Genomic DNA, 26,840 nt, shown 5'->3' with positions numbered 1-26,840 from the left:
ATATGTGGCGCGGTCCGTTGCACGGGATTTGCTCTTGGACCGTGCTGGGCTGCCGATATTGGTAGCGGCCATTATCGTTGGCAGAGACTCGCACCGTGCGAGCTCCTTTCGATCGAGCGGGGAGGACGGTTCGTGACGAGCGAATCGAGCACTGGGCGGCGCGGCCGACACGAAAGCGGCGAGGTCGGACTGAGACAGCTCCTCGACTCAACTCGATCCGCTCCCCACCAGCCCCAGCCACCCCGCCCCGTTCCCCGGTCATCGAATCCGCAGCAGACATCGGACGCGTACCAGACGGACCCGAGTCAGGATCCGAATCGCGCGGCGACACAGCGTCAGCCTCCTCCGCCGCGCACGGTCCCGCAGCAGGCACCGGGCTCACATCCTGCGGCTGCCTCGCATCAGTCCGGGTCGCTGCATCAGTCGGTGACACCGCATCAGCCGCAACCCGAGTCGTCCCAGCATCGCCCGGCGTCGCATCATTCGGCGTCGGAGTACGAGTCAGCAGCCGATTGCCAGTCGGTGGCCCGACATCATTCGGCTGCGCTGCACGAGTCGGTGGCCCAACATCATTCGGCCGCGCAGCACGAGTCAGTGGCCCGACATCATTCGGCGGCCGAGCATCACTCGGCAGACGCGTATGTGCCTCAGCATGAGTCGCCCCTGTATCGGCCGGTGCCGCATCAGGCTGCGGCGCAGCATGATTCAGCGCCGGAGCAGCAGTCGGTGGCGCGGCATCAGCCTCCACCGCCGCGCACGGTTGCGCACCATGCGGCTGGCACGCATGAGGTAGCGGCGCAGCATCATTCAGCTGCGCAACATCATTCGGCAGCTGAGGATCGGTCGGTGCCGCATCATTCGGCGGCGGAGTATGAGTCGGCAGCCGCACAGACAGTGGCCCAGCATCATTCGCTGGCCGAACGTCAATCGGTGGCGCAGCCTCAGCCCGAGGCGGGGCAGCGGGCATCGGAGTGGGTTGGTGATTCCATGCCGACTGAGCCGTTGCGTACCACTCGAAGACCCAAAGTGCGACCATCCGAGAGCGACGGGCCTTCGGGTGATGGTGCGCGTTGGCAGAGGCGGCGGGTGCCCGAGAGACCGGTGCAGTCGGGTGGGTTGAAATCGCCTATCGTCAAGCGGATCGGCATCGGGGTTGGTGCGTTTGTCGTGCTGGCCGGGCTGGCTTATGTTGCGGACCTGGTGTTTTCGTCGGGGCATGTGCCACGTGGTGTTGTGGTCGCCGGTATTGATATCGGCGGCAAGGACACCGGGGCGGCGGATGCGCAACTTCGCACCGCACTCGACCCGCGCGCTGATCAGGAGCTTGCGCTACAGATCGGCGACGTGCAGACCAGGCTGATACCCAAAACCGCTGGCCTGGCGATTGATTGGGATACCACCTGGGCGCGCATCGGTACCCGGCCGCTCAATCCGATCACCCGGCTGACCTCGCTGTTCACCGCGCACACCGTGTCGGTCGCGAGCACCGTCGACGACAATGCGCTGGATGCCCAGCTCACCGCGCTGCGCGTGCACGACCGCCCGACGGTCGAGGGCACCATTGCCTTCGATGGCGCGCGACCGGTCGCGGTGCCGCCGGTGCCGGGGCGCATCCTCGATGTTCCCGCCGCCCGCACCGTGCTCATCGACAACTGGTATCTCGGTGCGCTGCTCGATCTTCCGGAGACCGCGGCGCCGATCGCCGTGCGCGCCGAGGCGGTCGAACGGGCCTTGCACGAGATCGCCGAACCCGCGGTGCACGCGCCGATTGTTTTCGCGGGCAAGAACAATGCGACCGGCAGGCTGGAACCGGAGCAGATCGCGTCCGTGCTGTCGTTCGCCCCCGATGGCCAGGGCGGGCTCGCCGCGAGCTTCAAACAGGATGTTGCGCAGGGGGTGCTCGGCCCGCAGCTGGCACCGTCGGAGGTCGAGGCCAAGGACGCGACGTTCGCGCTGACCGGGGCAAAACCCACCGTGGTTCCGGCCATAATCGGTGACAAGATCAATTGGGCGAAGACCATGGAACGGTTGCCCGCTCTGGTGGTCGCGCCACAGGAGCGCACCGCGCAGGCCGTATATGAAAAGGTCGACCCCAAGCTCACCACCGAGGCCGCGAACGCGCTCGGCGTCAACGAGATGATGGGGCAGTTCACCACCAGCGGCTTCAGCGGCCCGTCCGGTGTGAACATCCGCGTGGTCGCCCAAAAGGTGAACGGCGCCATCGTCAAGCCGGGAGAAACCTTCTCACTCAACGACTTCACCGGCCCCCGCGGCACCGCCGAAGGCTACGTCGAATCCGGCATCATCGACCACGGCCGCCCTAGCACTGCCGTCGGCGGCGGCATCAGCCAATTCGCCACCACCCTCTACAATGCCGCCTATTTCGCGGGCATGGAGGACGCAGGGCACACCGAGCACAGCTACTACATTTCGCGCTATCCCGCGGCACGCGAGGCCACCGTTTTCGACGGCGCCATCGACCTCAAATTCCGCAATACCGGCCAAACCGGTATCTACATCGAGACTTCGACCACCGACTCCGAGGTCACCGTCCGCCTGTGGGGTACCAAGACCGTCAACGTCGAATCCATCACCGGCGAAAAGACCAAACCCACCGAGCCGACCACCATCAAACTCCCCAAGGGCAAGGACTGCATCGCGACCGAAGGTGCCCCCGGCTTCACCATCTCCGACACCCGAGTGATCACCGACCGAAAATCCGACCGCGAAATCTCCCGCACCACCCGCACCGTCAAATACGACCCCATCCCAGTCGTCAAGTGCGAGTAGACCTCGCCCGCAGATACCGCCCCAACTGTCGGCGCGGAAGGTTTCCGGTCGCCTTGCCGGAGGGGTTGCCTTTACTCGGTCACGCGGTCATCGCCAGCGCCCGCGAGCAGGCGTTCCGCCCCACCCTGGACGCCGCCGAACTACTCGACTCCATCCTCGACGGAGCCAAATCACCCCACCCCGGCAACGCCCTCGCCCAACTGATCGAAACCCACATCGTAAACGCGAACTGACCAGTCGCGCCACCGACCTGCGTTCGAGACCAATCGTCCAGTGGGCGTTTATGTTACGCCGAAGTCACGTGAAAATGATCTCAGCTCGATCTGCGAATAGCTGGGTAATCGCGGTAGGCGACCGATGCGCATCGGCTTGTGTCACCTCATTCCATTTGGAATGCTGCACAACAGGATCCGGCCCTGCCCAGTGAATTCTGCGGTGCCGGGCCCGTCGTACCGGGTGCGGGGCGGTGGTGCGACTCGACAGCTATATTGCCGCGCCGGTTCGGTTTCGGTGACGCGCTCCCGTGGATTCGTGTTGCGGGGATTTCGATTCGAGTGAATCAGCAACAGTTCGGCAAATCGGATCGATCCGCCCACAATCTCAGGGGCTTGTCGCCTCTCCATGCGGTGATAAAACTTCTTTCGGCCGGTAATAATCGGTTACCGGCTGGACATTTCTCCATGGGTTCAAAGGGAAGTTCTAAATGAGCAAAGTGCGCGTGCTCGGTGTCGCCTTCGCGGCGACCGCGGGCATTCTCCTGGTCGGTTCGGGTATTGCATCGGCGGCTGTCGATGAAGGCATCGTCCTGGAGCCGATCGGAACCATCGCCCCCGGCGAGCCGAACCCGAATGGGACCGGTTCCAGCTCGGCGGTCACCGATCTGGTGAAAGCGCTGTCCACCGGCTCGACAGGCGCCAAGACGCAGTAATCGGATGCTGGAAGTGCCTCACCTCGAAATGAGGTGAGGCGCTTCGCTTTTGCGGACCACGGCGCCGGGTCGCGAACGAATGTGGCCCGAATCCACTCGGCACCCGCGTCTTACAGCGGTGTTCGCATGAGCAGCACGTTGTACTGGTTGTACACCGAAAGCAAGAAGTACAGGTCACTGCCGGTCTGATACGGGAAGATCATCGGCGCGTAGGCACTGGGCAAGGAAGGACCGTCGACGAGCACCTGAGGCTCGCTCCATGGCCCCTCCGGCTTCTCCGCACTGCGCAAGACCACCGAATTGGTCGAATCCGTTGTGAGCATAATGAATTTGCCGAGATGGTCGTTCCACATCACCGACAGCTCGGCGACACCGTCGACGATCGGTGCGGCGACCTTGGCGTCCGGCTTCCAGTCGGTGCCGTCCCAGTACTCGTAGCGATCGATATCGGCGATATCGGCTTCCCTTGCGCGAGAGACGAATCCGGGAACCTGGCGCCCAGCGGGCGTGCCGTAGCGGTAGACGTAACCGTCGTCCTTCAGGAAGGCGTTCTGCTGAAAGTTCTGATACCCATCCACATTCGCGCGTCGGGTCGTGGTCAGCGGGGCCCAGCTCCGACCCCCGTCACCGGAGGCGGCGAGGGTGGAGAAGTTGGTTTCCCACTTGCCGTGTTCACCCCAGTCGGCCACCGACATCAGGCTCATGTACTGCACCCCGCCGACCGAAATGCCCGCTGTCGGAATGAGACTGATCTCGATCCCCGGAATCTTCGGGCTGGGCAGCGGATTGGTCACGGCGCCCTCGAAGGCGATCCCCTGCGCCGGATCCTTGGTCGAGCTGTGGAAAAGTACCTGGCTGCTCCAGGCGAAGACGCTGCCGACGAGCAGGTTGGGGAAGCCGAGGCCCGCGCTGTCGCCGAAGGCGGTGATCATCCGGCCGTTGCCGTCGTCCCACATGACGCCGAGGTCGGTGCCGAGCACATTGACCTTCTGGGTGCGATTGGGGCTGTCCATGCCGGTCATCTGGAAGACCGCCTGGGTCCGTCCCGGTAAGTGCGGCAGGCCGCGTGGCTGTCCGTTGATGCCGGGGATGGGGTTGATGCCGGGAATGGGAATCAGGAGATTCGGATCGGCGGCGGCCGGTCCGGCCAGCGCGACCGCGAGTGCGGCGCCGAGTACACCGGCTCTGGTGAGTGCGGACAGCGATCGGTTCATCCGGACGATCCCTTCTTGCGCGCGATCTGCCCGGTCATTGTGCCCGTTCTCGTGATCTCTGTCCGGCTCCTGCGCGGTAGAGGGTGGCGTGTGATCATCGCTACACTGAGGGAAACCAGGAGAACGGGGACTTCGGCAGGGGCTGGCCTGTCCCCGCAGGCGAGGCGCACATCGGTCGTTCGATGCGACACCGTTGACGACGGCTCAATGGTCGCTCGAAATGGCAAAGCTGTTCGGTACATCGAGCAGGATTTCGTCAACGCTAGGGGGTGGCTCCATGGGTGACTGTCGCGCGATACTTCGTAGTTGGTGGCGCGATCCGGCGCACTATCGCTGGTTCGTGCGTACTCTCGAATCCCACTCCGGGCTGCGCCTGATCAAGGCGATCATTGGTGCGGGCAGTGCGTTGATGCTCGTGATCAGCATCCTGATCTGGATGTCGCCGGCCGGTCCGAGCGGCACGGTGGGGCGCACCATCTTCACGGCAGCCGGTGCGACGGCCGCGGTATGGACGATCCGCTGGTGGCTGTTCCCATGGCCCAGCGCCATCACCTCGCTGGCCATGTTGACCTCTGCGGATCTCGCGATCACGGCATCGTGCCTGGTGGACAGCGATCGGATGTACGGCGCACTGAGCGCGATGCTGCTCGTGGTCACCGGCGCCTACATCACGTTCTTCCACAGCCCGAAGGCGCTCGCCGCGCACGCCGGATGGTCGCTGCTCACGGTGAGTGTGCTGGCGGTATTGCTGGTGGCCGATGCGGAGAGCAATGATCTCGCCTTGGCGGGGGCGATCGTGTTGATCATGGTCGCGGCCATTGTCGTGGTGCTGCCCGCGTTGCAATTCTGCTATTGGGTATTGCGCATCGATGTGCTCTCCGACCCCTTGACCATGCTGCTGAATCGCCGCGGACTCGACTACTACCTGCACCGTTCCCGATACCAGCGCCAACTGTGCGTCATAACCCTCGACCTCGACCGTTTCAAGGCGGTCAACGACAGCTTCGGCCACCCCATCGGTGACGAGGTGCTGGTCTCGACGGCCGAGGGGTTGCGCGCCGTGGTCGATCCCGATGCCGTGGTCGCCCGCACGGGTGGCGAGGAATTCGCGGTGGTCGATCACTTGGATCGCGCCGCCGCGCTGAGCCTGGGCGAGCGATTGCGCCGTGCCGTTGCGGAGACGCCCCGCGTACCCGTTACGGCCAGTGTGGGTGTCGCGGTGTGTGACGGCGGCGCCGACCCCGGACGCCCCCAGCTGCTGCTGCGGTGTGCCGATGCCGCGATGTATCAGGCGAAACGGCTGGGCGGCAATACCGTTGTGCTGGCTGAAGATCCGGGACAACCGGTGATCCAGCTGGCCGAGCGCACCCGAGAGGTGGTGCGGCGCACCACATAACAACAGCGGCCCCGGAAGTCCGGGGCCGCTGCGTGCGAAATCTATTGGATCAGAACGCCGCTTCGTCCAGTTCCATGATGTCGTTGTCCAGGTTGGACAGGATGGTGCGGGTCGCGGTCAGCTCCGGCAGCACATTGCGTGCGAAGAACTGTGCGACGCCGACCTTGCCCTGGTAGAAGGCCTCGTCGGCACCGACCGCGCCATTGTCGAGGGCCTTGATGGCGACCTCGGCCTGCCGCAGCAGTTGCCAGCCGATGAGCAGGTCACCGACGGCGAGCAGGAAGCGCACCGAACCCAGACCGACCTTGTACAGCTCGGTCGGCTGCGCCTGGGCGCCCATCAGGTGCCCGGTCAGGGTGGCGGCCATGGCCTGCACATCCTCGAGCGCGGTGGCCAACAGCTTGCGCTCGGCCTTGAGGCGACCGTTGCCTGCCTCGGACTCGATGAACTTCTGCACCTGGCCGGCCACATGGGCCAGCGCGACGCCACGGTCACGGGCGATCTTGCGGAAGAAGAAGTCCTGCGCCTGGATGGCAGTGGTGCCCTCGTAGAGCGAGTCGATCTTCGCGTCGCGGATGTACTGCTCGATCGGGTAGTCCTGCAGGAAGCCCGAGCCACCAAAGGTCTGCAGCGATTCGGTCAGGTACTGGTAGGCCCGCTCGGAACCGACGCCCTTGACGATCGGCAGCAGCAGATCGTTGACCCGGAAGGCCACATCCTCATCGGCGCCGGAGACCAGCTCGGCGATATCCGCATTCTGGTGTGCGGCGGTGTACAGGTAGATGGCGCGCAGACCCTCGGCGTACGCCTTCTGCATGGCCAGGCTGCGGCGTACATCGGGGTGGTGGGTGATGGTGACGCGCGGGGCGGACTTGTCGGTCATCTGGATCAGGTCCGCACCCTGGACACGCTGCTTGGCGTAGTCCAGTGCGTTCAGGTAGCCGGTCGACAGGGTCGCGATGGCCTTGGTGCCGACCATCATGCGTGCGTTCTCGATGACATCGAACATCTGTGCGATGCCGTCATGCACCTCGCCGACCAGCCAGCCCTTGGCGGGCACGCCGTGGCCGCCGAAGGTGACCTCGCAGGTGGCCGAGACCTTGATGCCCATCTTGTGTTCGACATTGGTGACGAAGACACCGTTACGGTCGCCCAGGGTCTGGGTCTCGAAGTCGAAGTGCCACTTCGGCACGTAGAACAGCGACAGGCCCTTGGTGCCCGGACCGGCACCCTCGGGGCGGGCCAGCACCAGGTGCATGATGTTCTCGAACAGGTCGTCGGAGTCACCCGAGGTGATGAAGCGCTTGACGCCCTCGATGTGCCAGGAGCCGTCTTCCTGCTCGATCGCCTTGGTGCGGCCCGCGCCGACGTCGGAACCGGCATCCGGCTCGGTCAGCACCATGGTGGCGCCCCAGTTGCGGTCGGCGATGATCTGCGCCCACTTCTTCTGCTCATCGGTGCCGTTGTTGTAGAACACCTGCGTGAAACCCGCGCCGGCGGCGTACATCTGAGCCGCCGGGTTGGCGCCGAGGATCATCTCGCCCAGCGCCCAGGCAACCGCGCTCGGGGCACCCAGGCCACCCAGTTCCTCGCGGACGGCGACCTTGGCCCAGCCCGCGTCCTCGAGTGCGCGGTAGGACTTCTTGAACGATTCGGGAAGAGTGACCGTGTGGGTCCCGGGATCGAAGGTCGGCGGGTTGCGGTCGCCGTCTACGAACGAATCGGCGAGCGGACCCTCGGCAAGGCGACGCACCTCGTTGAGCATCTCCTTGACGGTCTCGGTGTCGAGATCGCCGTAGGCGTCGCTGTCGAGGATGGTGCCGAGGCCGAGTACCTCGAAGAGGTTGAACTCCAGGTCGCGGACGTTGCTCTTGTAGTGGCCCATGTCTGTTACTCACTCTCCGTTGAGTTGGTGCGGTCGGTTGGTTGCCGTTCCCGCCCGTGTCCGTCCATCGGGTAGCCGTGCCGGCGTCCGTAGCGACTGCTTGCAGGTCGCTAGCAAGAATCCGACACATACTACTCGCGGGTAACTTATCACTCATATTACCGGCAGGTAATGAGGTCGCAAAGGCCTAGACGTGCAATGTGATGCGAAAAACACTCGAAGGCGTTGCTGTTTGTCTACGCCTCGCGTAGTAGACGAAGGGGCCGGGTTAGCCGACGCATATCTGGCGATCGACGCGTCGCGGATAGCTGGGTGTCTTCGGATAGCTGGGCGTCTTGGGATAGGTGGGGACTACCGTGGAAATGTGCGAATCGAGACGAGCGCCGGGCCCGCGGAGATCGAGCTCGACAAGCCGCGCAAGGCGACGTTCCTGTTGCTGCTCACGCACGGATCCGGTGGCGGTGTGGACGCGAAAGACCTGCTCACCGTGCGCGACTGCGCCTACGAACTGGGCGGTGCGGTGGCGCGGGTGCTGCAGCCGTACCGGGTCGCCGGACGTCGCGCGCCCGGATCGGCGGTCAAACAGGACGAGGCGTGGCTGGAGATTGTCACAGCTCTGCGTAAGCGGGTGCGCAAGGTCCCTCTGATCCAAGGTGGGCGCAGCAATGGCGCCCGGGTCGCCTGCCGCACCGCTATCGCCGCCGATGCGCGTGGCGTACTCGCGCTGTCCTTCCCGCTGCATCCGCCGGGTAAGCCGGAGAAAACGCGTCGCGAGGAACTGCTCGCCCCCGGCGATATCGAAGTCGTCGTGATCAACGGCGCGAACGACCCGTTCGGCATCCCCGACCCCGCCGACACCGCCGAGGTGCGCGTAATCCCTGGTCAGCCCCACTCCTTCCGCTCGGGATTCGACATCATCACCGACACGGTCACCCCCTGGTTGCAGCGCTGGTCCGAGTAGCGCGGGAGCGTGCCCGCACAAGTGGTGACAGTTCTGGGGCCGCGTGCATGCGGACGGCCTGCGGCGGGCCCCTTGATATGCCGCGCCTGCATTTGCGCGCCACGCATCAGGTTTCCGTCGAAACGTGCGCGCTGCGCAAATGTGTGCGCGGGAACATTTCGGAGATCCGATGGCGGTTGGCCCACGTCCGGCGCGCGTACGGGGGCGGCGTGGCGATGACCGTCAGCTCGGTGAGGCGAGTTCGATGGCAGGCGGGACGGCCGCGGGTTTGGTGGCGATGACCAGGGCGTCGATGGCGTCGCGTGCCTCGGTGGGGCGGTAGACGCGGTCGGCGATGCGGACTCGGATGCGGTCGGTGTCCGGGCCGAGGTCGGCGACGATGTCGTCGGGGGTGAACAGGACCGAGGGGTCCTGTGGGCCGCCGGAGCCTTCGGTGAGATTGATGGTGTCGTGGCCGAGGACCAGCAGGGTGCCCCCGGGGGCGAGGAGATCGGCGAGGCGGCGGACCAGCCGACGGCGTTGTTCGGCGGGCAGGTGCAGGAAGACCATCAGTACGAGTTCGTACGGGCCGGTGATGCCCGCGGCGTCCAGATCGGTGACATCGGCACACTGCCAGCTGATCCGGCTGCGGACCGAACGGGACAGCCGGGTCGCTACGGTGCGGCCCTTATCGATGCCGACCTGTGAATAGTCGACGGCACGCACCTGCCAGCCATGCGTGGCCAACCACAATGCATTGCGTCCTTCGCCGCAGGCGAGATCGAGAGCGCGCGGCAGGGCGGGCGGATCGCCGTCGGGAGTGTCCGGCAGCAGCGGGGCGATCCGCTCCAGCCCGTAGACGTGTTCCACTACGGTGCTGTTCGGCGGTGCACCCCAGACCAGTTCACTCTGCGCATACCGCGTGTCCCAATCGGTCGCGTCCATATTGCGAGTCTATTTGCACCCATGTGCTGCGCACCCGCCGCGCACCCGTTGATCCCGTCGCCGCTACCGTTGCGCCGGAATCAACGCGGTGGCGAGGGCCTATGCGCTCGATTGCGGCAACCAGTGCACCGGCGAGGTCTCGCGGATATGGACGAGTACGTCGAAGGCGTCCACGAGGGAGCGCACAGTGGTGTGCGCGGTGGCGTCCTCGGCCGGATCGTAGATGCCGCTGATCGTGCGCAGCTTCGCCGGACTGTGCAGCCACTGCTGTATCGATTCCGACGCGTCGCTGTGCAGGTCGACATAAAAGGCGGACCGTTCTACCTCGCCGAGTGCCGCGTCGACCAAGTCCGACAGTGGCTCCGGCGCCACGGCCATGCCGAGATTTCCGTGATGGAAGCCGATGGCCACCGAGATGTACTGCGCACCGAAATGTTCGCGCAAATAGCTACCGGTACCGCGGAATTCGGAGGTTTCCGCCGGACCGACACCGAGGGGGAGCGCCGCGGTGTGGGCGATGCCGTCCCAATACGCGATCTTCGCGCCGGTATCACGCTGCCATTCGATGACCCGGTCCGCGGCGGGTTGCTCGTCGCGCGCGAAACCGCCCTGCCCGGCGACGCTATTCTCGTGAAATTCGACGATCAACCGCAGATGCATCAGTGCATTGTCGAATTCGGTGGTCATCGGGAGCTTTTCGAATAATGCCAGGGCAGCGCGTGCGTCGTCGATGAACGGGCGGCCGGGGTGAATTCCCTGATGGCGCTGGACATGTTCATCCACTTGATGCGCGGTGCGGATCGGGGTGAGGTGGGATTCCAAGGCAGCCAACCGATCCGGTGCCTGCCGCCGGACATAATCAAGCACCACTTCGTAATCCGATGATTCCGCGCGCGGCGGCTCGATGCCGAAAATCCGCACAGGATCGTTGGGGTGCTCGATGTTGAATTCGCGAATCCACAGCAGTGCCGCCGCCATTTCGGCGGTTCGGGTCGGCCGCCACGCGCCCGCGAGCACCGATTCGGGATCACCCGCGCCGGTCCGAACATAGTCATCGAGTCGCTCACCGGAACGCGCACTGTCCTGTACCGCGAGCGCGCGGAAGCCGTATTCCACGACAAGTGCTCGAAATATCCGCTCCCGCAGTCCGAAGGTCTGCCGGGAGAACCGGGTCGATTCCCCTAAGCCGACCACGGTCGCCGACTCGAGCTGCTTGGTCAATGCCGCGATATCCGATCCGGTGCTCTTCGAATGCGTATCGAAAATCGGCCGCGCCTGCGCGCGTAACCACTCGCGCAAATCCGAAGTGCCGGAATCTGATTCGCTGGGTGCGAAGGTGATGCCCATGGTCTCTCCTGAAGCTCGACGACGCAACGTAGCACAGCTTCATACCTGAAGTGTCGTTGAGGTCAAGTTGGTGGAACATGAGCACATGCCCGCGCAATGCCGCGGCCATGCGCCGTTGGCGCGGGCTAGAGGGTGGTATGCATCAGAATGACGTTGTACTGGGTGTGGACCGTGGTGAGAAAGTACAGGTCAGGTCCGGTTTGGTAGGGGAAGATCGACGGTGCGTACGCGGACGGCAGTTCCCGGCTGTCGATCAGTACCTCGGGATCGCTCCACGGACCCGTTGGCGAGCCGGCCCGCCGCATGACCACCGAGTTGAACGGATCGGTGGTGAGCGAGATGAACTGGCCGAGATATTCGTTGTACATCACCGACAACTCGCCGACGCCCCGCATGATCGGCGCCGCGGCATCGACGTCGGCCTTCTTGCTCCAATGCTCGCCGTCCCAGTATTCGTACTCGCCCAGATTCGCGATATCCCCTTCCCGGACCCGCGCGACATACGCCGCCTGATTGCGCCCGGACTTGGTGCCGTACTCGTAGACGTAACCGCCGTTCTTGACGAACGCGTTCATCTGGAAGTTGGCGTTACCGCCCTCATTCGGGCGTCTGGTCTCGGGTAGCTCGCCCCAGGTCTCACCGTTATCCCCGGAGGCGGCGAGTCCAGAGAAATTCGTGGTCCACCGGCCGACATCGTCCCAGCTCTGCACCGACATCAGGCTCATGTACTGAACTCCGCCGGCCGAAATGCCCGCGGTGGGGATACGGCTGATCTCCACGAACGGAATCTTCGGGCTCGGAATCAGATCGCGTGCCTGACCGAAGATATCGCGCACGACGCTGTCGAAGTAGATGCCGTTGGACGGATCGTGGGTGCCGCTGCGCATGAGAATATTGCTGCGCCACGCCCAAGTGCTGCCCGCGAGTAGGTTCGGCAAGCCGAATCCGGCGGTATCGCCGAATGCGGTCAGCATCTCGCCGTCCCCGTTATCCCACATGATGCCCAGATCGGTGCCGAGCACGTTATAGGTCTGGGTGTTGTTGGGGCTGGCCAAGCCGGTCACCTGGAATATCGCCTTGGTCCGGCCGACCAGGTTGGGTAATCCATTGCTGCCGTTCAATACCGGGATCGGGTTGATCACATTGGGGTTCGCCGTGGCTGGCGTAGTCGCTATGAGGAGCAAAGCCGATGCTCCTGCCAGTGCCGAGAGCAAGGTTGACGCAGTTTTGTGCAAAGTCTCTAAGCCCTCCGGTTCTGGCCGAAGCGCCACGAAACACAGGCCCCCACCCATGTGTCGTGTCACATTTCGGCTGGCTGGCAAATCGTTCAAGATGCTAACAGCGAAACCTGGGAAATTTGCGGCATGCGTGATTCGTCTGGAAAATCGTAAGCACCGCGCTACCTGAATTGTGATCAGTGACGTCGAGACATGGCCTGTCGCAGGATCAATGGCAGCTGGGTGGCTCGCTCGATGGCGAAACTGCGGCGAGCCGAGGCATGCCAGGAACGATCGAAGAGTTGTTTTGCGCCCGCGATCGCGTGCGGGGCGCGCAGCGCGATGCGATCGGCGAGCCTTTCCGCCGCAGCGACCGGGTCCGCGGCCACCTCGGTGATCAGGCCGATCCGCTCGGCGTAGGCGGCGTCCACGATATCGGCGGTCATGGTCAGCAGCAGCGCCTTGTCGATGCCGATCAGCCTGGACAGCGTAGCGGCGCCGGTCATGTCCGGCACCAGACCGTGTCTGGCCTCCATGACCGAGAATTCGGCGTCGGGGCTGGCGAAGCGGACGTCGGCGGCCAACGCGATCTGTAGTCCGCCGCCGTAGCAGTGGCCATGGACCGCCGCGATCACCGGCACGGAGAGTCGACGCCAGGCCCAGCAGGCCTCCTGAAAGGTGTTGGTGCCGCGCCAGGGCAGCGGGATGAAGCCGCGGATGACGGCGAGCGGATCGCTGCTCGCCCCCGCGATATCGAGGCCGCTGCTGAAGCTCGGACCGTTGCCGGACAGGATGACCGCCCGGACGGCTTGGTTGCCCGCGACGGTATGCGCCGTCGTGACGAGATCGCGCAGCATCTCGATGGTCAGGCCGTTGTGCTTATCCGGCCGGTCCAGCGTCACGTAGGCGCGGTCGTCGACAAACCGCAGCGCGATTTTCGAGGCCATATTCAGATCTTACCCGCGAGTCAGTTAGTGGGCTATTGCCTGGACGCTTCTGCATTGTTCTAATCGAACGCAAGTCGTGTTTCCCGGTCGCCGTGCAGGTCGCGGCCGAGGCGCTCGGGCTGCCGATCGACGATCCGGCGCGGTCGTTGTCGGTCACCGGCGGACTCACCTTCGCGGGCGGTCCGGCAACAACTAGATGACCCATTCGATCGCGACGCTGGCCGGTCAACTGCGCGCCGACCCGTCGGCCTACGGCCTGGCGAGCGCACTCGGCTGGTACGACCACGCCGACGAACCCGAGGCCGTGGTGATCAGCGCGTTGATTCCGGCCGGTGCCCGCATACTGGTTCGGGCGTCCGATTCGGAAACCGTCGCGGCGTTCACCGACGGCGACCCGATCGGCGTGCAGGCCGACGTGATCGCCGCCGATAAGCTCATGCTGCTCACTGAGAGGACTGTCACATGAATTCAGCGTCGCACAGCGACTCCGTGCGGGGTGGTGACCGGGAGACGGGTGAGCCTGTGGTGCTGGTCGAAAAGCGCGGTGCTATAACGCTATTGACCGTCAATCGTCCGGAAGTCCGCAACGCCGTCAATCTGGCCACGGCACAGGCCATCGAGGCGGCTGTGGACGAATTCGAGGCCGACGATGCCGCCCGCGTGCTCGTGCTGACCGGTGCGGGCGGAACCTTCAGTGCCGGAATGGATCTCGTCGCGGCATCGAAGGGGGAGATGCCGATAACCCAGAGCCGCGGGCCGCTGGGCATTGCCGCGAAACCGCCGGTCAAGCCGATGATTTCGGCGGTCGAGGGGTTCGCACTGGCCGGTGGCTTCGAACTCGCGCTCTCCGGTGATCTGATTGTCGCCGCGAACAATGCCCAGTTCGGTATTCCGGAGGTCAAGCGCGGTCTGGTCGCCGCGGGCGGCGGTGTACTGCGGCTGACCCAGCGGCTGCCGCGCCCCATTGCCGCGGAGCTCGCGCTCACCGGTGCGCGGATCGATGCCGAACGGCTCTATCAGCTCGGACTGGTCAACCGGCTCACCGAACCTGGTGCGGCATTGGCCGGCGCGTTGGCATTGGCGGCCGAAATCGTCTCGGCCGCACCGCTTTCAGTGGCGGCGAGTAAGCGGATCATCGACGAATCGCCGGATTGGGCCGTCGCGGAGGGTTTCGCCAAACAGGGTGAAATCGCGCTGCCCGCGCTGTTCTCCAAGGATGCCGCCGAGGGTGCGCTCGCCTTCGCGCAGAAGCGCGAACCCCAGTGGCAGGGACGCTGATCCGATGTCCGAGCGCCCGGGAGACGCAGGCGCAGCGGCGTGCGCGTATGCGCACGCGACTCCTGGACTGCTCGCGGCCTCCCTGCCACTGGAGCATCGACTATTCGACCTGATGCACAACGGCATTCGCGACATCTTCCGGTGCGAATTCCCGGACGACCCACGCGTGCCGACCATCACCGAATTCACCATCGAGATCATGACCGGTCTTGCCATGCGGGTACTGCTCACCGGCGATCTGGACGGCAACCGAATCTTGCAGCACCGCTGGGGAAATGCCATCCGGATCCTGCTCGGCGAGGCAGATCCGGCAATGCTGACGCGATCGGTCAGGGACGTGGGCTGATCGCGTCGAGCAGGACCCGCGCGCAGCCGGCCGGATCATCGTAGAACGGGGTGTGGCCGCTGCCGTGCAGCGTGACGTGGCGGGCATTCGGCAGCGCGGTGCGCGCATGTGTGCTCTGGGTGGCGTAGGTCAGCAGGATGTCCCGGCTGCCCCAGGCGATGGTGACCGGAATGTCTGCCAGCGCACCGATTTCGTGCAGTTTCGCATCGGTGAAGGAGGCGAGCGCGGGCTCGAATGCGGGGGCGTCGGCCGCGCCGTTGGCGGTATCCACGGCCACCTGTGGATCGATCGCCCACGGCTTGCCGAAGACCAGGGTCAGGAATGCGGTGCGGCCCGCGGCGCTGCCGAGAATGACGGGCAGCCGCCGCCGCAGCGCCTGCGCGAGCTGGCGGGATTTGCCGAGCGACTGTTGGCACCACACCCGGCCCGGGGTGTCCCAGAATCCGATCGGGGAATAGGCCGTGACCGAGCGGGCCGAGCCGCGCGCGCCGAGGTTCAGGCTGATGAGTCCGCCCATCGAATTGCCGGCCAGATGTGGCCGCTCGATGCCCTGTTCGGCCAGGAAGTCGCCGAGCGCGTCGGTGAGGGTATCGACGGTGGTGTGCGCGAGCGGCGTGGACTCCGCGAAACCGGGCAGATCGATCGCGATGACTTCGAAGGATTCGGCGAGGGTGTCGATGATCGGTTCCCACACCTGCCAGCGGCTGCCGATGCCGTGCACCAGGACCAGTGGTTCCCCCGTGCCGGCCCGGTGGTGGTTCAACGTCGTCATGCTGTGACGGTAACAGCGATTCGCAGCCGTCAGACCGAGATTTCCGGTCCCCATGAGTGTGAGGTTTCCGCTGGCAGTAGGCCGAAAAGTGGGTACGATAAATGGTATGGCAACGCGTAAGGTGACCCTCTCGCTGGACGAGGCGTCCTGGGCCTTCGCCGAACAGGCGGCGGCCCGCGCTGGGATGTCGCCCTCGGCGTGGATTTCGAAGGCAGCGCGTCGCGAAGCCGTGCGGACCGGTGTCGGTCCGCTACCCGATGTGACGGCCGTGGCCGCGGCGGACGAGGCGGAGCTGACCGCCGCCGAGGAGGCGATGCGTGCGCAGGGGTGAACTGTGGACCTATCACCCACACGGTTCGCCGCGGCGCCGTACCGTCGTGCTCATCAGCAGTGATGGCATCAATGAATCGACGAGGCAGTGGCTGATCGCCGCCGAGGTCGTCAACGAGGATCCCCAGGACCTTCTCGCTGTGCCCGTCGAACGGCACGGTTGGGTGCATGCGGGGAATATCGGCCGCATCTATCGTGGCTGGCTGGCCGAGCCCATCGATGAGATGGAAGCCGATGTGCTGGAGCGGTTGGACACCGCATTGCGTGCGGCCATGGACCTGTAACCCACTTCTCGACTGGGAAGCCGATCGTTCGGCTACCGCTCGGCGTGTACGGCATTATCGTTGCGGCGCCACGCGGTGGCCCATTCACAGACTGAATCGAGAAGAGGAATCAGGTGCGGACCTTCCTGATCGCCGCAGCGCTCGTCGCGCTGCCGGTACTCGCGGCGTGCGGTAACGACAAAGCCGCTGACCAGCCCGCGGTAACCCAAGCGGACCTCGCCAAGTCGCTACAGGACAAGGGACTCAAGGATAAGAGCCTGGCCGACTGCGCCGCCAAGATCTATGTGGACCAAGGCATTTCGCAGGAGGGCCTGCGCAAGATGATCAGCGACGAATTCGACACCAAGGCCGTCGACCCCAATAACTTCGGCATGAGCCAGTCCGATGCCGATAAGGCCCGCGAAGCCAACACCAAGATCTTCACCGAATGCCGCCCGAAATAAACGGCTTGATCAGCCTTTACGTGCCTGGGACCCGTTGGGATCGTGGCGCGTGACGGACCGCCTTCGCCGGGCACTTCAGCCTGGCGTCGGTGCCGCCCCGCAGCCTCATCGTTCCGGTCGGTCGGCTCAGTGACTGTCGCACAATCGAATTCAGCATTCTCCTGACAGCTCCGCCGCACAGGCGGAAGCCGCGCGAAATCTGTTGGTGGTCACGGTTTCGGCGACAGACCCCGCACAAAAAAGGCCCCGGCAAGCTGCCGGGGCCTCGCGTTGAGCCGATGACGGGAATCGAACCCGCGCTGTCTGCTTGGGAAGCAGAAGTTCTACCATTGAACTACATCGGCGTGCGCCTGAGCGCGATCGCGAGCCTACCAGACCAGGCACTATTCGGTGCAAGTTCTCGTGTGTCGGCCCTGGTCCATCTGTTGAGCTGAGGTTGGCGAAGTCGTCCAGGAAGTCGCGCGTATCGGCGGCCTCGTGGGCGGGTTGGATGTAGAACCGCTTGGTGACCTCGCTAGTCGAGTGCCCGAGTCGTGAGGACAGCAATTGGCGTCCGCGCTCGGGTTGACCGGCACGGTCCCCGACGAGCCGCCCGAACCGATGCTGCCCGCCACGGCAGTGTCCGACGAGGCATCGGCGTCCAACGATCCGCCGCCGCTGTTCGATCCGACCCGCCGCAGCGTCAAAGCCGTCCTGATCTGCCTGCGTGGCACCGACCCCGGCGAACGCGATCGGGTGTTGGCCATCGAACGCCGCTTCGGCGAAGCCGGTTCAGCTATCCTGTCGCGCTACCAGCGCATCTGACAAGGCATCGAAAAACCCTGTGCGCCAGCGGGATTCGGATACCTGCGGAGTGCCGTTCATTTGGCCCTGTGGCCCTCGATCGTGCCGCTGCCGCCAGCGGCGCATCCAACACCGGAAGGAATCTCAATGATGGAATTCGGCATCGATCAGCAACCACCAGAACACATTCGACTTCGCGCTCGCGGCCGGTCACGGTGATGAAGAAGAACGACCGGGTGGAAAACCGCTCGGCCACCTGTGGCTTTGCTGCCTACCATCGATTGACGGTCACCGCGCCAGTTCCCCGACCCTCCACCGGATGTCGTCGGGTAGGTGCTTTCCGCCTCCGGTTTTGGCGGTGGAGATACCGAAATCTGCTGGCAGGATACGGATTTCAGGCGTGCCTACCAGGGGAGATCGGGGCGCGCAGACAGTGGTGGCGATGACGCACGAGCCCGGGCCGGAGGCGATCATTCATGACGACTCCTACGGGTATCGGTCTCGTCGTTCTGCGTTGGAACAACAAGCTCAGAGCGCGGGCCGAAGATGGGCGTGTGCCCAAGCCGCAAGTGTGGTCGGGGTAGTCGTGAGGATGCTGCGTTTGTCCTCGGGGACGAAGTTCTCGCGCTGCCCGGTTGACATGCCGACGATGCCTTCGATCTGTCCACTACTCAAGCCGGCAGATCGCAGTGCGGTGCGGAAGTCGTCATCGGAGATCCGTTCAGCGCGCACGTCGCGCCCTATAGCCTGGCTCAGGATGTCGGCCACACGCGAGAAGGTCAGGTCCTCAGGGCCGTGCACGGCCTGCACGTGGCTGCCTGACCAACTGTCCGCGAGCAGTCTCATGGCCGCGACTTCGCCGATATCCCGTGGATCGACCCAGGCCATCGGGTAGTCGAGTGGCCAGGGAGTGGGCAGCACACCCTGGCGTAGTGCGGTGAGGTTCATGAATAGATTGGTGAAGAAATAGCCGCAGCGCAGGTGCAGCACGCTGGCTCCGGTGGCATCCAGCGCTTCTTCGGTTCGGGCTAGTCCATCGGATCTCGCCGACCCCGTGCCGCTTCTCCGCGCCCACGCTGCTGAGGAACACGGTACGTGCGATGCCGTTCTCTTGGACTGCCCGCGCTGCGTTGGCGCCCATGCGGGCATAACCTGTGACAGGGTCGTCATCGGACGTGGGTGGGTCCACCCAGAAAAGGCAATCAGCGCCCTGTGTCGCGCGCAGGACGATATCGGCATCTCCTTGGTCACCCTGCACGACATCAACCCGGTCACGCGTCGCCGCGTCGAGCTTGCCAGGGTCGCGCAGCAGCAACGTCGGGCGTTCGCCCGCTTGCAGAAGCAGCTCCACAACCCGCGAGCCCACGTGTCCGGTGGGTGTGGTGACGACGATCTTCCTGTGCGCGTGTTCATGTGTCATACCCGGGACGCTACAGTTGATTGTGGTCGAATCCTGACCACAATTTCATCGGATTCGAGTGTGATGAACGACCCGAGCACCCGGATGCTGGAGCTGCTGTCACTGCTACAAAGCGGGCGCAGCTGGCCGGCGATCGAACTCGCCGCGAGGCTGGGGACATCGCCACGCACCCTGCGGCGCGACCTCTGCCGTCTGCGTGAACTCGGCTACCCGGTTTCCTCGACGCGCGGACCGGGCGGCAGCTACCAGCTCGTGGCTGGACGCGCTATGCCCCCACTGTTGTTCACCGATGAGGAGGCAGTCGCTACCGTCGTCGGACTGCGCATCGCCGCCCTCACTCAGATCGGCGGCACCGCCGATGCCGCCGAAGGCGCCCTGGTCAAACTCGAACGCGTCGTACCCAAGCGGCTGCGCGCTCGCATCCAGGCGTTGACCGCCGCCACCGAGGCCAGATCCCGTGCCCACCAGGCGCTGGATCTGCGTACTATGCAGCTGTTGGCCACCGCAGTGCACACGTGTCGAGACGTACGCTTCGACTACATCAGTCGCAGCACGGAACACTCCGAACGCCGCGTCGAGCCCTACCGACAGATACTCCTTGGTCGTGGCTGGTATCTGCTGGGCTGGGACCGCGACCGCGCCGACTGGCGCACCTACCGCATCGACCGCATCAGCGCACTCACTATCCCCGGCACCACCTTCACTCCTCGTGAGCTTCCCTCCGACGACCCGGTGAGCTTCGTCCAGGACAGCGCCCAGTTCCCCCGTGCCAGCCAGCGCGGGGTGGTGCGTTTCGCGGCGCCGGTCTCGGTCGTCTCCGAGCGGCTGATCGCCGAAGCCGGGTCGTTCGAAGCCATCGATGACACCAGCTGCCGCTATACCACCAGTACCGACTCCTGGGAATGGCTGTCAGTCGCCCTCGCTACGGTCGGCGTGCCTTACACCATCGAAGCTCCGCCCGAACTCATCAGCTACTCACGAAAACTGGCCGCTCGCATCGCCCGAGCAGCTGGCGCCTGATCTTTCCGTCCGCGCCTCGGTTGATCCGGTGTTGCGGCTCATGTTCGGCTGCTTCTGGTTTTGCTCAGCTCGCCGAGCAACGCCCAGGTTCGCTCCTCGTCGCGTGCCGATCCCAGGGCAGTGAGCGCGAAGATCAGCTCGTCGGCGCCGGCCTCGGCGTAGCGAGCCACGGTGTCGGCCATGGTTTGCTCATCGCCGATCACGGCCAGTTCCACCGGGTCGGATATGTTCTCCCGGTCCAGCAGCGCTCGATATGCCGGCATCTCGCCGTATCTGTCCATCTGTTGCGCCGCGCGGTCGCGTGCGCCTGCGACGTCGGCGGTGACTACGCCACCCACCATGCCGATCACCCGGGGCATCGGTCGACCCGCGGCCGCAGCGTGTCGCGCCAGTGTGGGAATCGCGAAGTCCGCCAGCGTGTTCGGGCCGGTGAGTAGGGGGAGAGCGCCGTCGGCGAGTTCGGCGGCGACCCGCAGGGTCAGCGAGCCGGAGGTGGCCAACAGTATGGGCACCGGCGTGTGGAGTGTCGGCATCATGCTGGGTGTCGGTGACCTGGCCACCAGTGTCTCGCCGGTGTAGTCGACCGCGCCGGTGTGGAGCAGTTCGCGCAGGGCGGTGAGGTATTCGCGTAGGTAGCGGATGCGTGGGTGGGTGTTGCCATAGCCGGCGGCGATCTCCGGCAGGGACAAGCCGAGGCCGAGTTCGAATCGACCTCCGCTGGCCGCCTGTGCTGTTTGCGCCTGCATGGCCAGCGCGTTGGGGTGGCGCGGGTGGATGGGCACGATTGCGGTGCCGACTGTAATGTCGGGCAGTTCGCGTCCGATCAGCGCGGCGACTGCCAGCGCGTCGTAGTCGAACCGTTGAGTCAGCCAGACCGCTGGTACGCCGAGTTCGGCCAGCTTGCGGGCCTGGTCGAGCAGGTAGTCGACGGGGTTCACGCGGGGGGTGAGCTGTTTGTAGTAGTCGGTGGGCAGGGCAACGCCGATTCGCATGCGACAAATGTATACCAAGTTTACTTATCCGCTGGGTTTACCTTTTGGCTATACTGCTCGACATGACCCCCGAGTTGGGCCTGCGTGAGCGCAAAAAGCGGCATACCCGCGCAGCCATCTCCGATGCCGCCATCCGGTTGTTCCTGGCCAACGGGTTCGACGCGGTGTCGGTTGTGGACATCGCAGCTGCCGCGGAGGTGTCCAAGCGCACCCTGTTCAAATACTTCCCCGCCAAGGAGGACCTGGTCGTGCACCGGTTCGCCGACCACGTCGACGAGGCGGCCCGCGTGGTGCGGGACCGGATGCGCGGGCAGACACCGCTGGCCGCGCTGCGCGCCGCGTTCCGCGCCGGTCTGGACAATCACGAACCGAGCACCGGCCTGTGCGACATGCCCGAGGTGCTGGCCTGCTATCGGTTGGTGCTGGACACCCCGACACTGACCGCGCGGCTCGCCCAGTTCCTCACCAGCGGCGAGGTGGCACTGGCCGAGGCGCTCGGCCCGCCGGGGGAGCTGGATGCACGGCTGGCGGCCAGCGCGATTATCGCGGTGCGGCGCAACCTTTGCGAGGCCAACTGGCGCGAGCTGGCCGCCGGGCACAGCGCGGCGCAGCGGCAGCCGGTCGCGGTCGCCGAAGCCGAGCGCGCCTTCGACCTACTTGCCGGTGGTTTCGGCGGCCGGTACTGAGCGCGGATCTCGTTGCTGCCACCGCCAACTCGCCGTTGGACCGGGCCGAGCAGCATTCCGCCGTACCGCCCGCATACCGCGCGGATAGCGGGGGTGCTAGAGCTGGTGGGCGAGCTGGTCCGGCTGGTGTGTTGGTTCTCGTCGTACCGAGGTCAGCGAAATTTTGCGGGTTGGTATCGGCCGGCCACCGCGCCCGCGCTGGCCGGCCAGTCGCAGTACTGGCCGTTGCGGTTCCAAACCAGGCCGCTCGGACACGAGTTCGCCGACGGTCGAGCGCACCCTGCCCCGAGAACCAATCGCAGCGATAACAACAGCTCCTCGCGACCCAGTTTGCTCGGCTACCTCACCCAGCTGCGCGAGTGGCCGATTCACCTCTCTACCCGGGGCCACTCCGGACCCGGCAGCGGCCATCAGGGGATAGCGGCCATGCGTGGTGCTTGGTTACTACTCACTTTCAGTCGAATCCGGTCGAATTCGGTGCGGCACAGTCTCATTCGAATGAGAATGGGCTGGGTGGCCGCACCGCATCACCGGAAACCGCCGAATCCGATAGAGCTCAGTGGCGATTGAACTCACCATCTACGCCTGAGAGCATCCGTTGGGTGAAGTCAACGAAACCAGGCGTTCCAGCGGCTACTTCGCCGTTGTGGTGACCGCCGTCTCGGGAGCTGGCGAAGTGGTCACAATGGACGTTGGCGCCGCCGACGTAGTCGCGGTCGTCTGCGCCGCGGCCGATGTCGTGGTCGTGGGCGGAATCGGGTCGGGGCACTTGCCATCCCGCTCACCGATGCTGTTGATCTCGGCATTCGAGCGTGGATCGCCCGCATAGTTGATCCGGTCCGTACACTTCGGGGTCTCGCCGCATTGGACTGTTCGGTCGCAGCCGTCGGTGCCACCGACCGGGGGAACGCCGCATTGGACTGTTCGGTCGCAGTCGTCGGTGCCACCGACCGGGGGAACGCCGCATTGGACTGTTCGGTCGCAATCATCCGTGCCGGGCGCGGCTCCTGGCTGCGATCCGTCGGCGCCTTGCGTTCCGCCCGTGCCTTGCGTTCCGCCGGCGCCTGGCGATCCGCCCGGATTTCCCTGCGCCGCACCGGCACCCGCACTCGTCGGCGTTACCGCTTTCGTTCCAGTGGTCGACGTTTTGGCCACCGTACTCGACGCCGGCGCACCGGAGTCGGACCCTTTGGTCGTACAGGCTGACAGCATCAGGACCAGCGCCACCAGACCGAGCAATAAACCCATGGCCGCACGCAGCCGACTACCCATCCGCGCCATTTACCGTCCTTCTCCTCCGGGTGCCGCCGCAGCGCACCACTATCCGGTTCGAATCTAAGCGGGCACGGCGACGGGAGGTATTACCTACGGTGGGTATTCGGCCGGAGTTCGTCATCACGGTGCGGTCCCAACCCACCCGAATCGCGGCCCGCGCATCGACGGCCCCTCGACCACCCTCCGCGACAGGGCCTGCGCACGCGTCTGCGTCCCCGCCAATTCAGTTGTGTTCCAAACAAATACGGCACGATCAATCGGGAGCCGTCCGGCCCTCGGATGCAGAGGTCGTCTGATTCTGTTGCATCCCCGAGTACCAGGCATATGCGCAGCAGTCCGGCCAGTGACTCGTTCTCATCGAGAACACGCGCCTGGGATCTCGGAGTATGCCTGCATCCGTGGATGCCGGTTCGGCTTGTCCGCATGCGGCGGCTGAGGAGCGGTATCGAGCAGGCGCTACGCTCGTCGGCGTGCTGCTTTCCGATCGTGACATCCGTGCGGAGATCGCCGCTGGGCGTCTCGGCGTCGAGCCGCTCCTGGAAAACCTGATCCAGCCGTCGAGTATCGATGTGCGACTGGATCGGCTGTTCCGGGTATTCGACAACACCCGCTACACGCATATCGATCCCGCGCAACGTCAGGATGAGCTGACCAGCCTGGTCGAGCCCGACGAGGGGGAGCCGTTCGTGCTGCACCCTGGCGAATTCGTGCTCGGCTCCACCCTGGAGGTGTGCACGTTGCCGAACGACCTAGCCGGTCGGCTGGAAGGAAAGTCCAGTCTCGGACGGCTCGGCCTGCTGACTCACTCGACGGCGGGCTTCATCGATCCGGGCTTCAGCGGCCACATCACACTGGAACTGTCGAATGTGGCGAATCTGCCGATCACCCTGTGGCCGGGTATGAAGATCGGTCAGCTGTGCCTGTTGCGCCTGACCAGCCCGGCCGAGAATCCCTACGGCAGCGCGATCGCGGGCTCGAAGTACCAGGGCCAGCGCGGCCCGACCCCCTCCAGGGCTTACCTCAACTTCCCGCTGCCCACCTAGAAGTACTGACCAGACGCGGCTGGAATCCACAGCAGCGCCAGCACGATCACCGATATCGTCCAGCCCGCCAGTAGTGCCACGTGTGCTCCACCGGTGGGAAACAGCACAGGTGAAACACCGTGCCGACATGTCACCCGAACGGCGGCCATCCGAAGCACCGGATCACGTCGAGTCCCGGGATGTGCCGCGCGTCGACCCGGTAGGTCCCACGCAACAGCAGTGCCCTTTCACTGCCCATTCGCCCACGTCGGATCGCGCGGACCGGCTCGAGAACACCGGGCCGACACTGTCGATAGCGGGGCGACCCAGTCGGCCCGGCGCCGAGCGGCGGCGGGGACCGACGACGCATTCAGTCCCCGCCACCCGCCCCCACCGCGAGTGCCGTCGTGATGATGACGGATAACGGTGGGAGCGTGTCGCCGTGACTTGGTGCGGCGACCCAGTAGCACCCTTCCCGGGTCCACCGCCCGAGCCCGGTCGGCAACATCACGGCACTGCCGATGGCCGGTATGCCGATATCGAGCCGGTTCAGCACCTCCAATACCTGCGCCCCCGGCCGGCTGTCCGGCTCGGCGAGGAAGCTCCAGCGGATCTGCCTGGCCAGCATGGGGCCCCTCATCCCATGCTGTTCCAGTGCCGCCCTGACCTTTTCGGTCCGAGTCGTCGGCAGATGGATAACACAGAGCCGGCCGGTGATGGGCAGCATCACGAACCCGCCGCGTTCGGTGACCGGTAATCCGAACTCGTGCCGGTAATAGGCCACCCAATCGTCGACTGTTCTGAGTTTCTCCACATTCACGGCCGCCTCCTTGCCTCCACGCATCCAAGGGTCCTGTGCCGGACGGCGATTCGGGAATTGCCCACCTGCTCGCCTTACACTGCCATTCCGCTGCCTCTGATAGCGGAATGCTTTTGCTTATGGCCGCCTTCACATTCCACTCGTACTCTGGGATGAAGTTCGTACGGAAGGGAGGGCATCGTGGTCCGGCAGTGGTCAGGTAGGGAGGCCCGTGCCCTTCGCGATGCCAGGCGGATGAGTATCCGGGAGTTCGCGGCACATCTGGGAGTACACGAGCGCCTGGTATCGAAGTGGGAGGCCGGCGGCGCGCGGGTCCATCCACGTCCGGTCAACCAAGCCGCCCTCGATACCTCCCTGGCCAGGTCCGACGATGTTGTGCGGGCGCGGTTCGCGGCCATGATCGATCAGCCCATATTCGATCGACCGGCAGCGCCCGCATTCGACAGGCGGGCCGATGCCTCGGCCCGCGCCAATTATTCGAGTGACGCGGACCTTTTGGCTCTCATAGACGCCGGTGCGATGAGAGGTGATGCGTTAGCGGCGATTTCGGAGAGGGATCTGATCATGGCGGCTGCCCACGAGGCGAGCGAGCACGCCGGCCGGGCCGAGAGCACGAATGTGGGTGCCAGCACCTTGGAACAGCTCGATGCCGATGTCACGCGCATCGCGAACGAATACGTGCACGTCCCGCCGGTACCGATGATGGTGGAGATGCTGCGAGTGCGACGCCGGGTGTACCGGCTGTTGGAGGGGCATCAGCGCCCCGCCGATACCAGCCACCTGTATCTGCTCGCCGGCACGCTGTCGGGATTGCTCGCCAATGCGAGTACCGACCTCGGCTATCTCGATGCCGCGGGCGAGCAGATCAGAGCGGCCTGGGCCTATTCGGAATTGTGTGGTCACAACGGGTTGCGCGCCTGGACCCGCGGCATGCACGCGCTGATCGAATACTGGTCCGACCGGCCGCGCCGCGGGGTGCTGCTGGCTCAGAGCGGGCAGGAGTTCGCCGAATCGGCCACGGCCAAGGTTCGGCTATTGAATATCGAGGCCAGAATCTGGTCCCGGTTGGGCAGTGACGCCGATGCCGACCGCTGCATTCGGGCCGCCAACGATGCCCGCGAGGCGGCCGATACCGATTCGCTGCACGACGAGGTCGGCGGCGTCTTCGGCTTCAACGAGGCCAAGGCCCATTACTACGCGGGCGCGACCTATATCCATCTCGGTCAGGCCGAACCCGCCCTGGCCGCGACCCAACAGGCCATCGAGTTGTACGCGAACGGCCCGTCCGAGCGGCGTTCCTATGGCGCCGAGGCGATGGCCCGGGTGGACAGCGCCGCGGCGCATCTGATCAACGGCAGTCTGGACGGTGCGACCGCCTCGCTGGTTCCGGTGCTCGGCCTCGCCGAGGACAAGCGCATCGCCCAACTGGAGGAACGGCTCATCGGGCTGCGGCGGCGGATCGCCGGACCGGAGTTCCGCGATGCCGTCGAGGCGCGGTTCCTCGATGAGAAAATCGAAGAGTTCTGCGGATCCACCGCAGCCAAAGGCATCCCGCCGGGCAACTCGTCGTCTTGATTCGGCGGAGCGCACTGGATCGAACCGCGGCAACAAGCACTGCCGACCACCAGGAGCGAGGGTTTACGAGCGAGGAGTTCGCGGCCCGTCTCGCGTCCGAGTCGTCGAAGCGCATGCGACGAAGTCGCGAGTCTCGACGGCTCAGGCGCTGGGAAATCCGTTGCGGCTGCGGATCGTTCGCGTGC

At 65.1% G+C, this 26,840-nt stretch carries 27 protein-coding genes, 1 tRNA gene and 2 pseudogenes; 17 read left to right on the top strand and 13 right to left on the bottom strand.

The window, feature by feature from the left end:
- Positions 1-1,086: 1,086 nt before the first annotated feature.
- The 3 genes from AB0L63_RS28120 (at position 1,087) to AB0L63_RS28110 (ending at position 3,718) form a co-directional block, all read left to right on the top strand.
- A complete protein-coding gene (locus AB0L63_RS28120) occupies positions 1,087-2,790 on the top strand; it encodes a VanW family protein (RefSeq protein WP_364506595.1) in 1,704 nt (567 codons plus the stop codon).
- A 53-nt stretch (positions 2,791-2,843) separates the two neighbouring features.
- Positions 2,844-3,023 (top strand): hypothetical protein, encoded by a 180-nt coding sequence (locus AB0L63_RS28115; protein WP_364506593.1) that lies wholly within the window; start codon positions 2,844-2,846, stop codon positions 3,021-3,023.
- Between the two features lie 470 nt (positions 3,024-3,493).
- The gene (locus AB0L63_RS28110) at positions 3,494-3,718 is read left to right on the top strand and encodes a hypothetical protein (protein WP_364506590.1); all 225 of its coding nucleotides are present in this window, start codon (positions 3,494-3,496) and stop codon (positions 3,716-3,718) included.
- A gap of 110 nt (positions 3,719-3,828) precedes the next feature.
- Here AB0L63_RS28110 and AB0L63_RS28105 read toward each other — a convergent pair whose 3' ends face one another.
- Positions 3,829-4,932 (bottom strand): DUF4185 domain-containing protein, encoded by a 1,104-nt coding sequence (locus tag AB0L63_RS28105; RefSeq protein WP_364506587.1) that lies wholly within the window; start codon positions 4,930-4,932, stop codon positions 3,829-3,831.
- 277 nt (positions 4,933-5,209) lie between these two features.
- On the opposite strand from AB0L63_RS28105, the gene AB0L63_RS28100 reads away from it, so the two are divergent.
- Positions 5,210-6,328 carry a diguanylate cyclase gene (locus AB0L63_RS28100; RefSeq protein WP_364506584.1) on the top strand — a complete coding sequence of 373 codons (1,119 nt, stop codon included), beginning with the start codon at positions 5,210-5,212 and terminating at the stop codon, positions 6,326-6,328.
- 49 nt (positions 6,329-6,377) lie between these two features.
- Here the strand turns inward: AB0L63_RS28100 and AB0L63_RS28095 are convergent, their stop codons facing one another.
- Complete coding sequence (locus AB0L63_RS28095; RefSeq protein ID WP_364506581.1) at positions 6,378-8,213, bottom strand: acyl-CoA dehydrogenase; 1,836 nt, start codon at positions 8,211-8,213, stop codon at positions 6,378-6,380.
- Positions 8,214-8,577: 364 nt separating this feature from the next.
- On the opposite strand from AB0L63_RS28095, the gene AB0L63_RS28090 reads away from it, so the two are divergent.
- Positions 8,578-9,174, top strand: a complete 597-nt coding sequence (locus AB0L63_RS28090) for an alpha/beta family hydrolase (protein ID WP_364506579.1) — start codon at positions 8,578-8,580, stop codon at positions 9,172-9,174.
- A gap of 222 nt (positions 9,175-9,396) precedes the next feature.
- Here AB0L63_RS28090 and AB0L63_RS28085 read toward each other — a convergent pair whose 3' ends face one another.
- The 4 genes from AB0L63_RS28085 to AB0L63_RS28070 form a co-directional block, all read right to left on the bottom strand.
- A complete protein-coding gene (locus AB0L63_RS28085; RefSeq protein WP_364506576.1) occupies positions 9,397-10,098 on the bottom strand; it encodes a class I SAM-dependent methyltransferase in 702 nt (233 codons plus the stop codon).
- A 99-nt stretch (positions 10,099-10,197) separates the two neighbouring features.
- Entirely contained in the window at positions 10,198-11,445 is a 1,248-nt protein-coding gene (locus AB0L63_RS28080; RefSeq protein ID WP_364506573.1) for an erythromycin esterase family protein, read from the bottom strand.
- 125 nt (positions 11,446-11,570) lie between these two features.
- Positions 11,571-12,680, bottom strand: coding sequence for a DUF4185 domain-containing protein (locus tag AB0L63_RS28075; protein ID WP_364506570.1), 1,110 nt, complete (start codon positions 12,678-12,680; stop codon positions 11,571-11,573).
- A 179-nt stretch (positions 12,681-12,859) separates the two neighbouring features.
- Positions 12,860-13,609 (bottom strand): crotonase/enoyl-CoA hydratase family protein, encoded by a 750-nt coding sequence (locus tag AB0L63_RS28070; RefSeq protein ID WP_364506567.1) that lies wholly within the window; start codon positions 13,607-13,609, stop codon positions 12,860-12,862.
- Positions 13,610-13,632: 23 nt separating this feature from the next.
- Between AB0L63_RS28070 and AB0L63_RS28065 the strand changes: the two are divergent.
- The 3 genes and pseudogenes from AB0L63_RS28065 to AB0L63_RS28055 form a co-directional block, all read left to right on the top strand.
- Positions 13,633-14,075, top strand: a pseudogene (locus AB0L63_RS28065) (acetyl-CoA acetyltransferase); the annotation flags it as partial.
- On the top strand, positions 14,072-14,887 hold the full coding sequence (locus tag AB0L63_RS28060; RefSeq protein WP_364506565.1) for a crotonase/enoyl-CoA hydratase family protein: 816 nt from the start codon (positions 14,072-14,074) through the stop codon (positions 14,885-14,887). The pseudogene AB0L63_RS28065 and the gene AB0L63_RS28060, both read left to right, overlap by 4 nt.
- 4 nt (positions 14,888-14,891) lie before the next feature.
- A complete protein-coding gene (locus AB0L63_RS28055; protein ID WP_364506562.1) occupies positions 14,892-15,233 on the top strand; it encodes a hypothetical protein in 342 nt (113 codons plus the stop codon).
- On the opposite strand, the gene AB0L63_RS28050 is transcribed toward AB0L63_RS28055, so the two are convergent.
- A complete protein-coding gene (locus tag AB0L63_RS28050; protein ID WP_364506559.1) occupies positions 15,217-16,005 on the bottom strand; it encodes an alpha/beta hydrolase in 789 nt (262 codons plus the stop codon). The genes AB0L63_RS28055 and AB0L63_RS28050 overlap by 17 nt on opposite strands.
- A 106-nt stretch (positions 16,006-16,111) precedes the next feature.
- Between AB0L63_RS28050 and AB0L63_RS28045 the strand changes: the two genes are divergently transcribed.
- The 3 genes from AB0L63_RS28045 (at position 16,112) to AB0L63_RS28035 (ending at position 17,062) form a co-directional block, all read left to right on the top strand.
- Positions 16,112-16,336, top strand: a complete 225-nt coding sequence (locus AB0L63_RS28045; RefSeq protein WP_364506556.1) for a hypothetical protein — start codon at positions 16,112-16,114, stop codon at positions 16,334-16,336.
- Entirely contained in the window at positions 16,323-16,619 is a 297-nt protein-coding gene (locus AB0L63_RS28040; RefSeq protein ID WP_364506554.1) for a hypothetical protein, read from the top strand. Before AB0L63_RS28045 ends, AB0L63_RS28040 begins: the two co-directional genes overlap by 14 nt.
- 113 nt (positions 16,620-16,732) lie before the next feature.
- A complete protein-coding gene (locus AB0L63_RS28035) occupies positions 16,733-17,062 on the top strand; it encodes a hypothetical protein (protein ID WP_364506551.1) in 330 nt (109 codons plus the stop codon).
- A 273-nt stretch (positions 17,063-17,335) separates the two neighbouring features.
- Here AB0L63_RS28035 and AB0L63_RS28030 read toward each other — a convergent pair.
- Positions 17,336-17,406: transfer RNA gene (locus AB0L63_RS28030), tRNA-Gly, on the bottom strand.
- 202 nt (positions 17,407-17,608) lie between these two features.
- On the opposite strand from AB0L63_RS28030, the gene AB0L63_RS28025 reads away from it, so the two are divergent.
- Positions 17,609-17,866, top strand: coding sequence for a hypothetical protein (locus AB0L63_RS28025; RefSeq protein ID WP_364506548.1), 258 nt, complete (start codon positions 17,609-17,611; stop codon positions 17,864-17,866).
- Positions 17,867-18,373: 507 nt separating this feature from the next.
- On the opposite strand, the gene AB0L63_RS28020 is transcribed toward AB0L63_RS28025, so the two are convergent.
- Positions 18,374-18,835 carry a hypothetical protein gene (locus AB0L63_RS28020; RefSeq protein ID WP_364506796.1) on the bottom strand — a complete coding sequence of 154 codons (462 nt, stop codon included), beginning with the start codon at positions 18,833-18,835 and terminating at the stop codon, positions 18,374-18,376.
- 124 nt (positions 18,836-18,959) lie between these two features.
- Positions 18,960-19,265 (bottom strand): annotated as a pseudogene (locus tag AB0L63_RS28015) (NAD(P)H-binding protein); the annotation flags it as partial.
- A gap of 63 nt (positions 19,266-19,328) precedes the next feature.
- On the opposite strand from AB0L63_RS28015, the gene AB0L63_RS28010 reads away from it, so the two are divergent.
- Entirely contained in the window at positions 19,329-20,285 is a 957-nt protein-coding gene (locus tag AB0L63_RS28010; RefSeq protein ID WP_364506545.1) for a YafY family protein, read from the top strand.
- Positions 20,286-20,323: 38 nt separating this feature from the next.
- Here AB0L63_RS28010 and AB0L63_RS28005 read toward each other — a convergent pair whose 3' ends face one another.
- On the bottom strand, positions 20,324-21,277 hold the full coding sequence (locus AB0L63_RS28005; RefSeq protein ID WP_364506541.1) for a TIGR03564 family F420-dependent LLM class oxidoreductase: 954 nt from the start codon (positions 21,275-21,277) through the stop codon (positions 20,324-20,326).
- 62 nt (positions 21,278-21,339) lie between these two features.
- Here AB0L63_RS28005 and AB0L63_RS28000 point away from each other — a divergent pair, with 62 nt between their 5' ends.
- Positions 21,340-21,963: a TetR family transcriptional regulator gene (locus tag AB0L63_RS28000; RefSeq protein ID WP_364506538.1), complete on the top strand. Its 624-nt coding sequence runs from the start codon at positions 21,340-21,342 to the stop codon at positions 21,961-21,963.
- Positions 21,964-22,115: 152 nt separating this feature from the next.
- On the opposite strand, the gene AB0L63_RS27995 is transcribed toward AB0L63_RS28000, so the two are convergent.
- Entirely contained in the window at positions 22,116-22,259 is a 144-nt protein-coding gene (locus AB0L63_RS27995; protein ID WP_364506770.1) for a carbohydrate-binding module family 14 protein, read from the bottom strand.
- Positions 22,260-22,561: 302 nt separating this feature from the next.
- On the opposite strand from AB0L63_RS27995, the gene AB0L63_RS27990 reads away from it, so the two are divergent.
- Both AB0L63_RS27990 and dcd read left to right on the top strand, forming a co-directional pair.
- Positions 22,562-22,792 (top strand): hypothetical protein, encoded by a 231-nt coding sequence (locus AB0L63_RS27990; protein WP_364506535.1) that lies wholly within the window; start codon positions 22,562-22,564, stop codon positions 22,790-22,792.
- A gap of 916 nt (positions 22,793-23,708) precedes the next feature.
- Entirely contained in the window at positions 23,709-24,281 is a 573-nt protein-coding gene (gene dcd, locus AB0L63_RS27985; protein WP_364506767.1) for a dCTP deaminase, read from the top strand.
- Between the two features lie 349 nt (positions 24,282-24,630).
- On the opposite strand, the gene AB0L63_RS27980 is transcribed toward dcd, so the two are convergent.
- Positions 24,631-25,104 (bottom strand): hypothetical protein, encoded by a 474-nt coding sequence (locus AB0L63_RS27980; protein WP_364506532.1) that lies wholly within the window; start codon positions 25,102-25,104, stop codon positions 24,631-24,633.
- Between the two features lie 210 nt (positions 25,105-25,314).
- Here AB0L63_RS27980 and AB0L63_RS27975 point away from each other — a divergent pair, with 210 nt between their 5' ends.
- Positions 25,315-26,655, top strand: coding sequence for an XRE family transcriptional regulator (locus AB0L63_RS27975; protein ID WP_364506530.1), 1,341 nt, complete (start codon positions 25,315-25,317; stop codon positions 26,653-26,655).
- The last annotated feature ends 185 nt before the right edge of the window (positions 26,656-26,840 follow it).

Origin of the sequence: Nocardia sp. NPDC051990 (assembly GCF_040680755.1) — a bacterium.
Classification (GTDB): Bacteria; Actinomycetota; Actinomycetes; order Mycobacteriales; family Mycobacteriaceae; genus Nocardia.
Note: the sequence above shows the minus strand (reverse complement) of the source record. Positions and strands in the feature narration are given on the sequence as shown.

What these genes read in the sequence shown, in the direction of transcription:
- AB0L63_RS28110 (WP_364506590.1), top strand. Translation starts at nt 3,494, where the DNA reads ATGAGCAAAGTGCGCGTGCTCGGTGTCGCCTTCGCGGCGACCGCGGGC.
- AB0L63_RS28105 (WP_364506587.1), bottom strand. Translation starts at nt 4,932, where the DNA reads ATGAACCGATCGCTGTCCGCACTCACCAGAGCCGGTGTACTCGGCGCC.
- AB0L63_RS28100 (WP_364506584.1), top strand. Translation starts at nt 5,210, where the DNA reads ATGGGTGACTGTCGCGCGATACTTCGTAGTTGGTGGCGCGATCCGGCG.
- AB0L63_RS28095 (WP_364506581.1), bottom strand. Translation starts at nt 8,213, where the DNA reads ATGGGCCACTACAAGAGCAACGTCCGCGACCTGGAGTTCAACCTCTTC.
- AB0L63_RS28085 (WP_364506576.1), bottom strand. Translation starts at nt 10,098, where the DNA reads ATGGACGCGACCGATTGGGACACGCGGTATGCGCAGAGTGAACTGGTC.
- AB0L63_RS28080 (WP_364506573.1), bottom strand. Translation starts at nt 11,445, where the DNA reads ATGGGCATCACCTTCGCACCCAGCGAATCAGATTCCGGCACTTCGGAT.
- AB0L63_RS28070 (WP_364506567.1), bottom strand. Translation starts at nt 13,609, where the DNA reads ATGGCCTCGAAAATCGCGCTGCGGTTTGTCGACGACCGCGCCTACGTG.
- AB0L63_RS28060 (WP_364506565.1), top strand. Translation starts at nt 14,072, where the DNA reads ATGAATTCAGCGTCGCACAGCGACTCCGTGCGGGGTGGTGACCGGGAG.
- AB0L63_RS28055 (WP_364506562.1), top strand. Translation starts at nt 14,892, where the DNA reads ATGTCCGAGCGCCCGGGAGACGCAGGCGCAGCGGCGTGCGCGTATGCG.
- AB0L63_RS28050 (WP_364506559.1), bottom strand. Translation starts at nt 16,005, where the DNA reads ATGACGACGTTGAACCACCACCGGGCCGGCACGGGGGAACCACTGGTC.
- AB0L63_RS28045 (WP_364506556.1), top strand. Translation starts at nt 16,112, where the DNA reads ATGGCAACGCGTAAGGTGACCCTCTCGCTGGACGAGGCGTCCTGGGCC.
- AB0L63_RS28010 (WP_364506545.1), top strand. Translation starts at nt 19,329, where the DNA reads ATGAACGACCCGAGCACCCGGATGCTGGAGCTGCTGTCACTGCTACAA.
- AB0L63_RS28005 (WP_364506541.1), bottom strand. Translation starts at nt 21,277, where the DNA reads ATGCGAATCGGCGTTGCCCTGCCCACCGACTACTACAAACAGCTCACC.
- AB0L63_RS28000 (WP_364506538.1), top strand. Translation starts at nt 21,340, where the DNA reads ATGACCCCCGAGTTGGGCCTGCGTGAGCGCAAAAAGCGGCATACCCGC.
- AB0L63_RS27980 (WP_364506532.1), bottom strand. Translation starts at nt 25,104, where the DNA reads ATGCGTGGAGGCAAGGAGGCGGCCGTGAATGTGGAGAAACTCAGAACA.
- AB0L63_RS27975 (WP_364506530.1), top strand. Translation starts at nt 25,315, where the DNA reads ATGAGTATCCGGGAGTTCGCGGCACATCTGGGAGTACACGAGCGCCTG.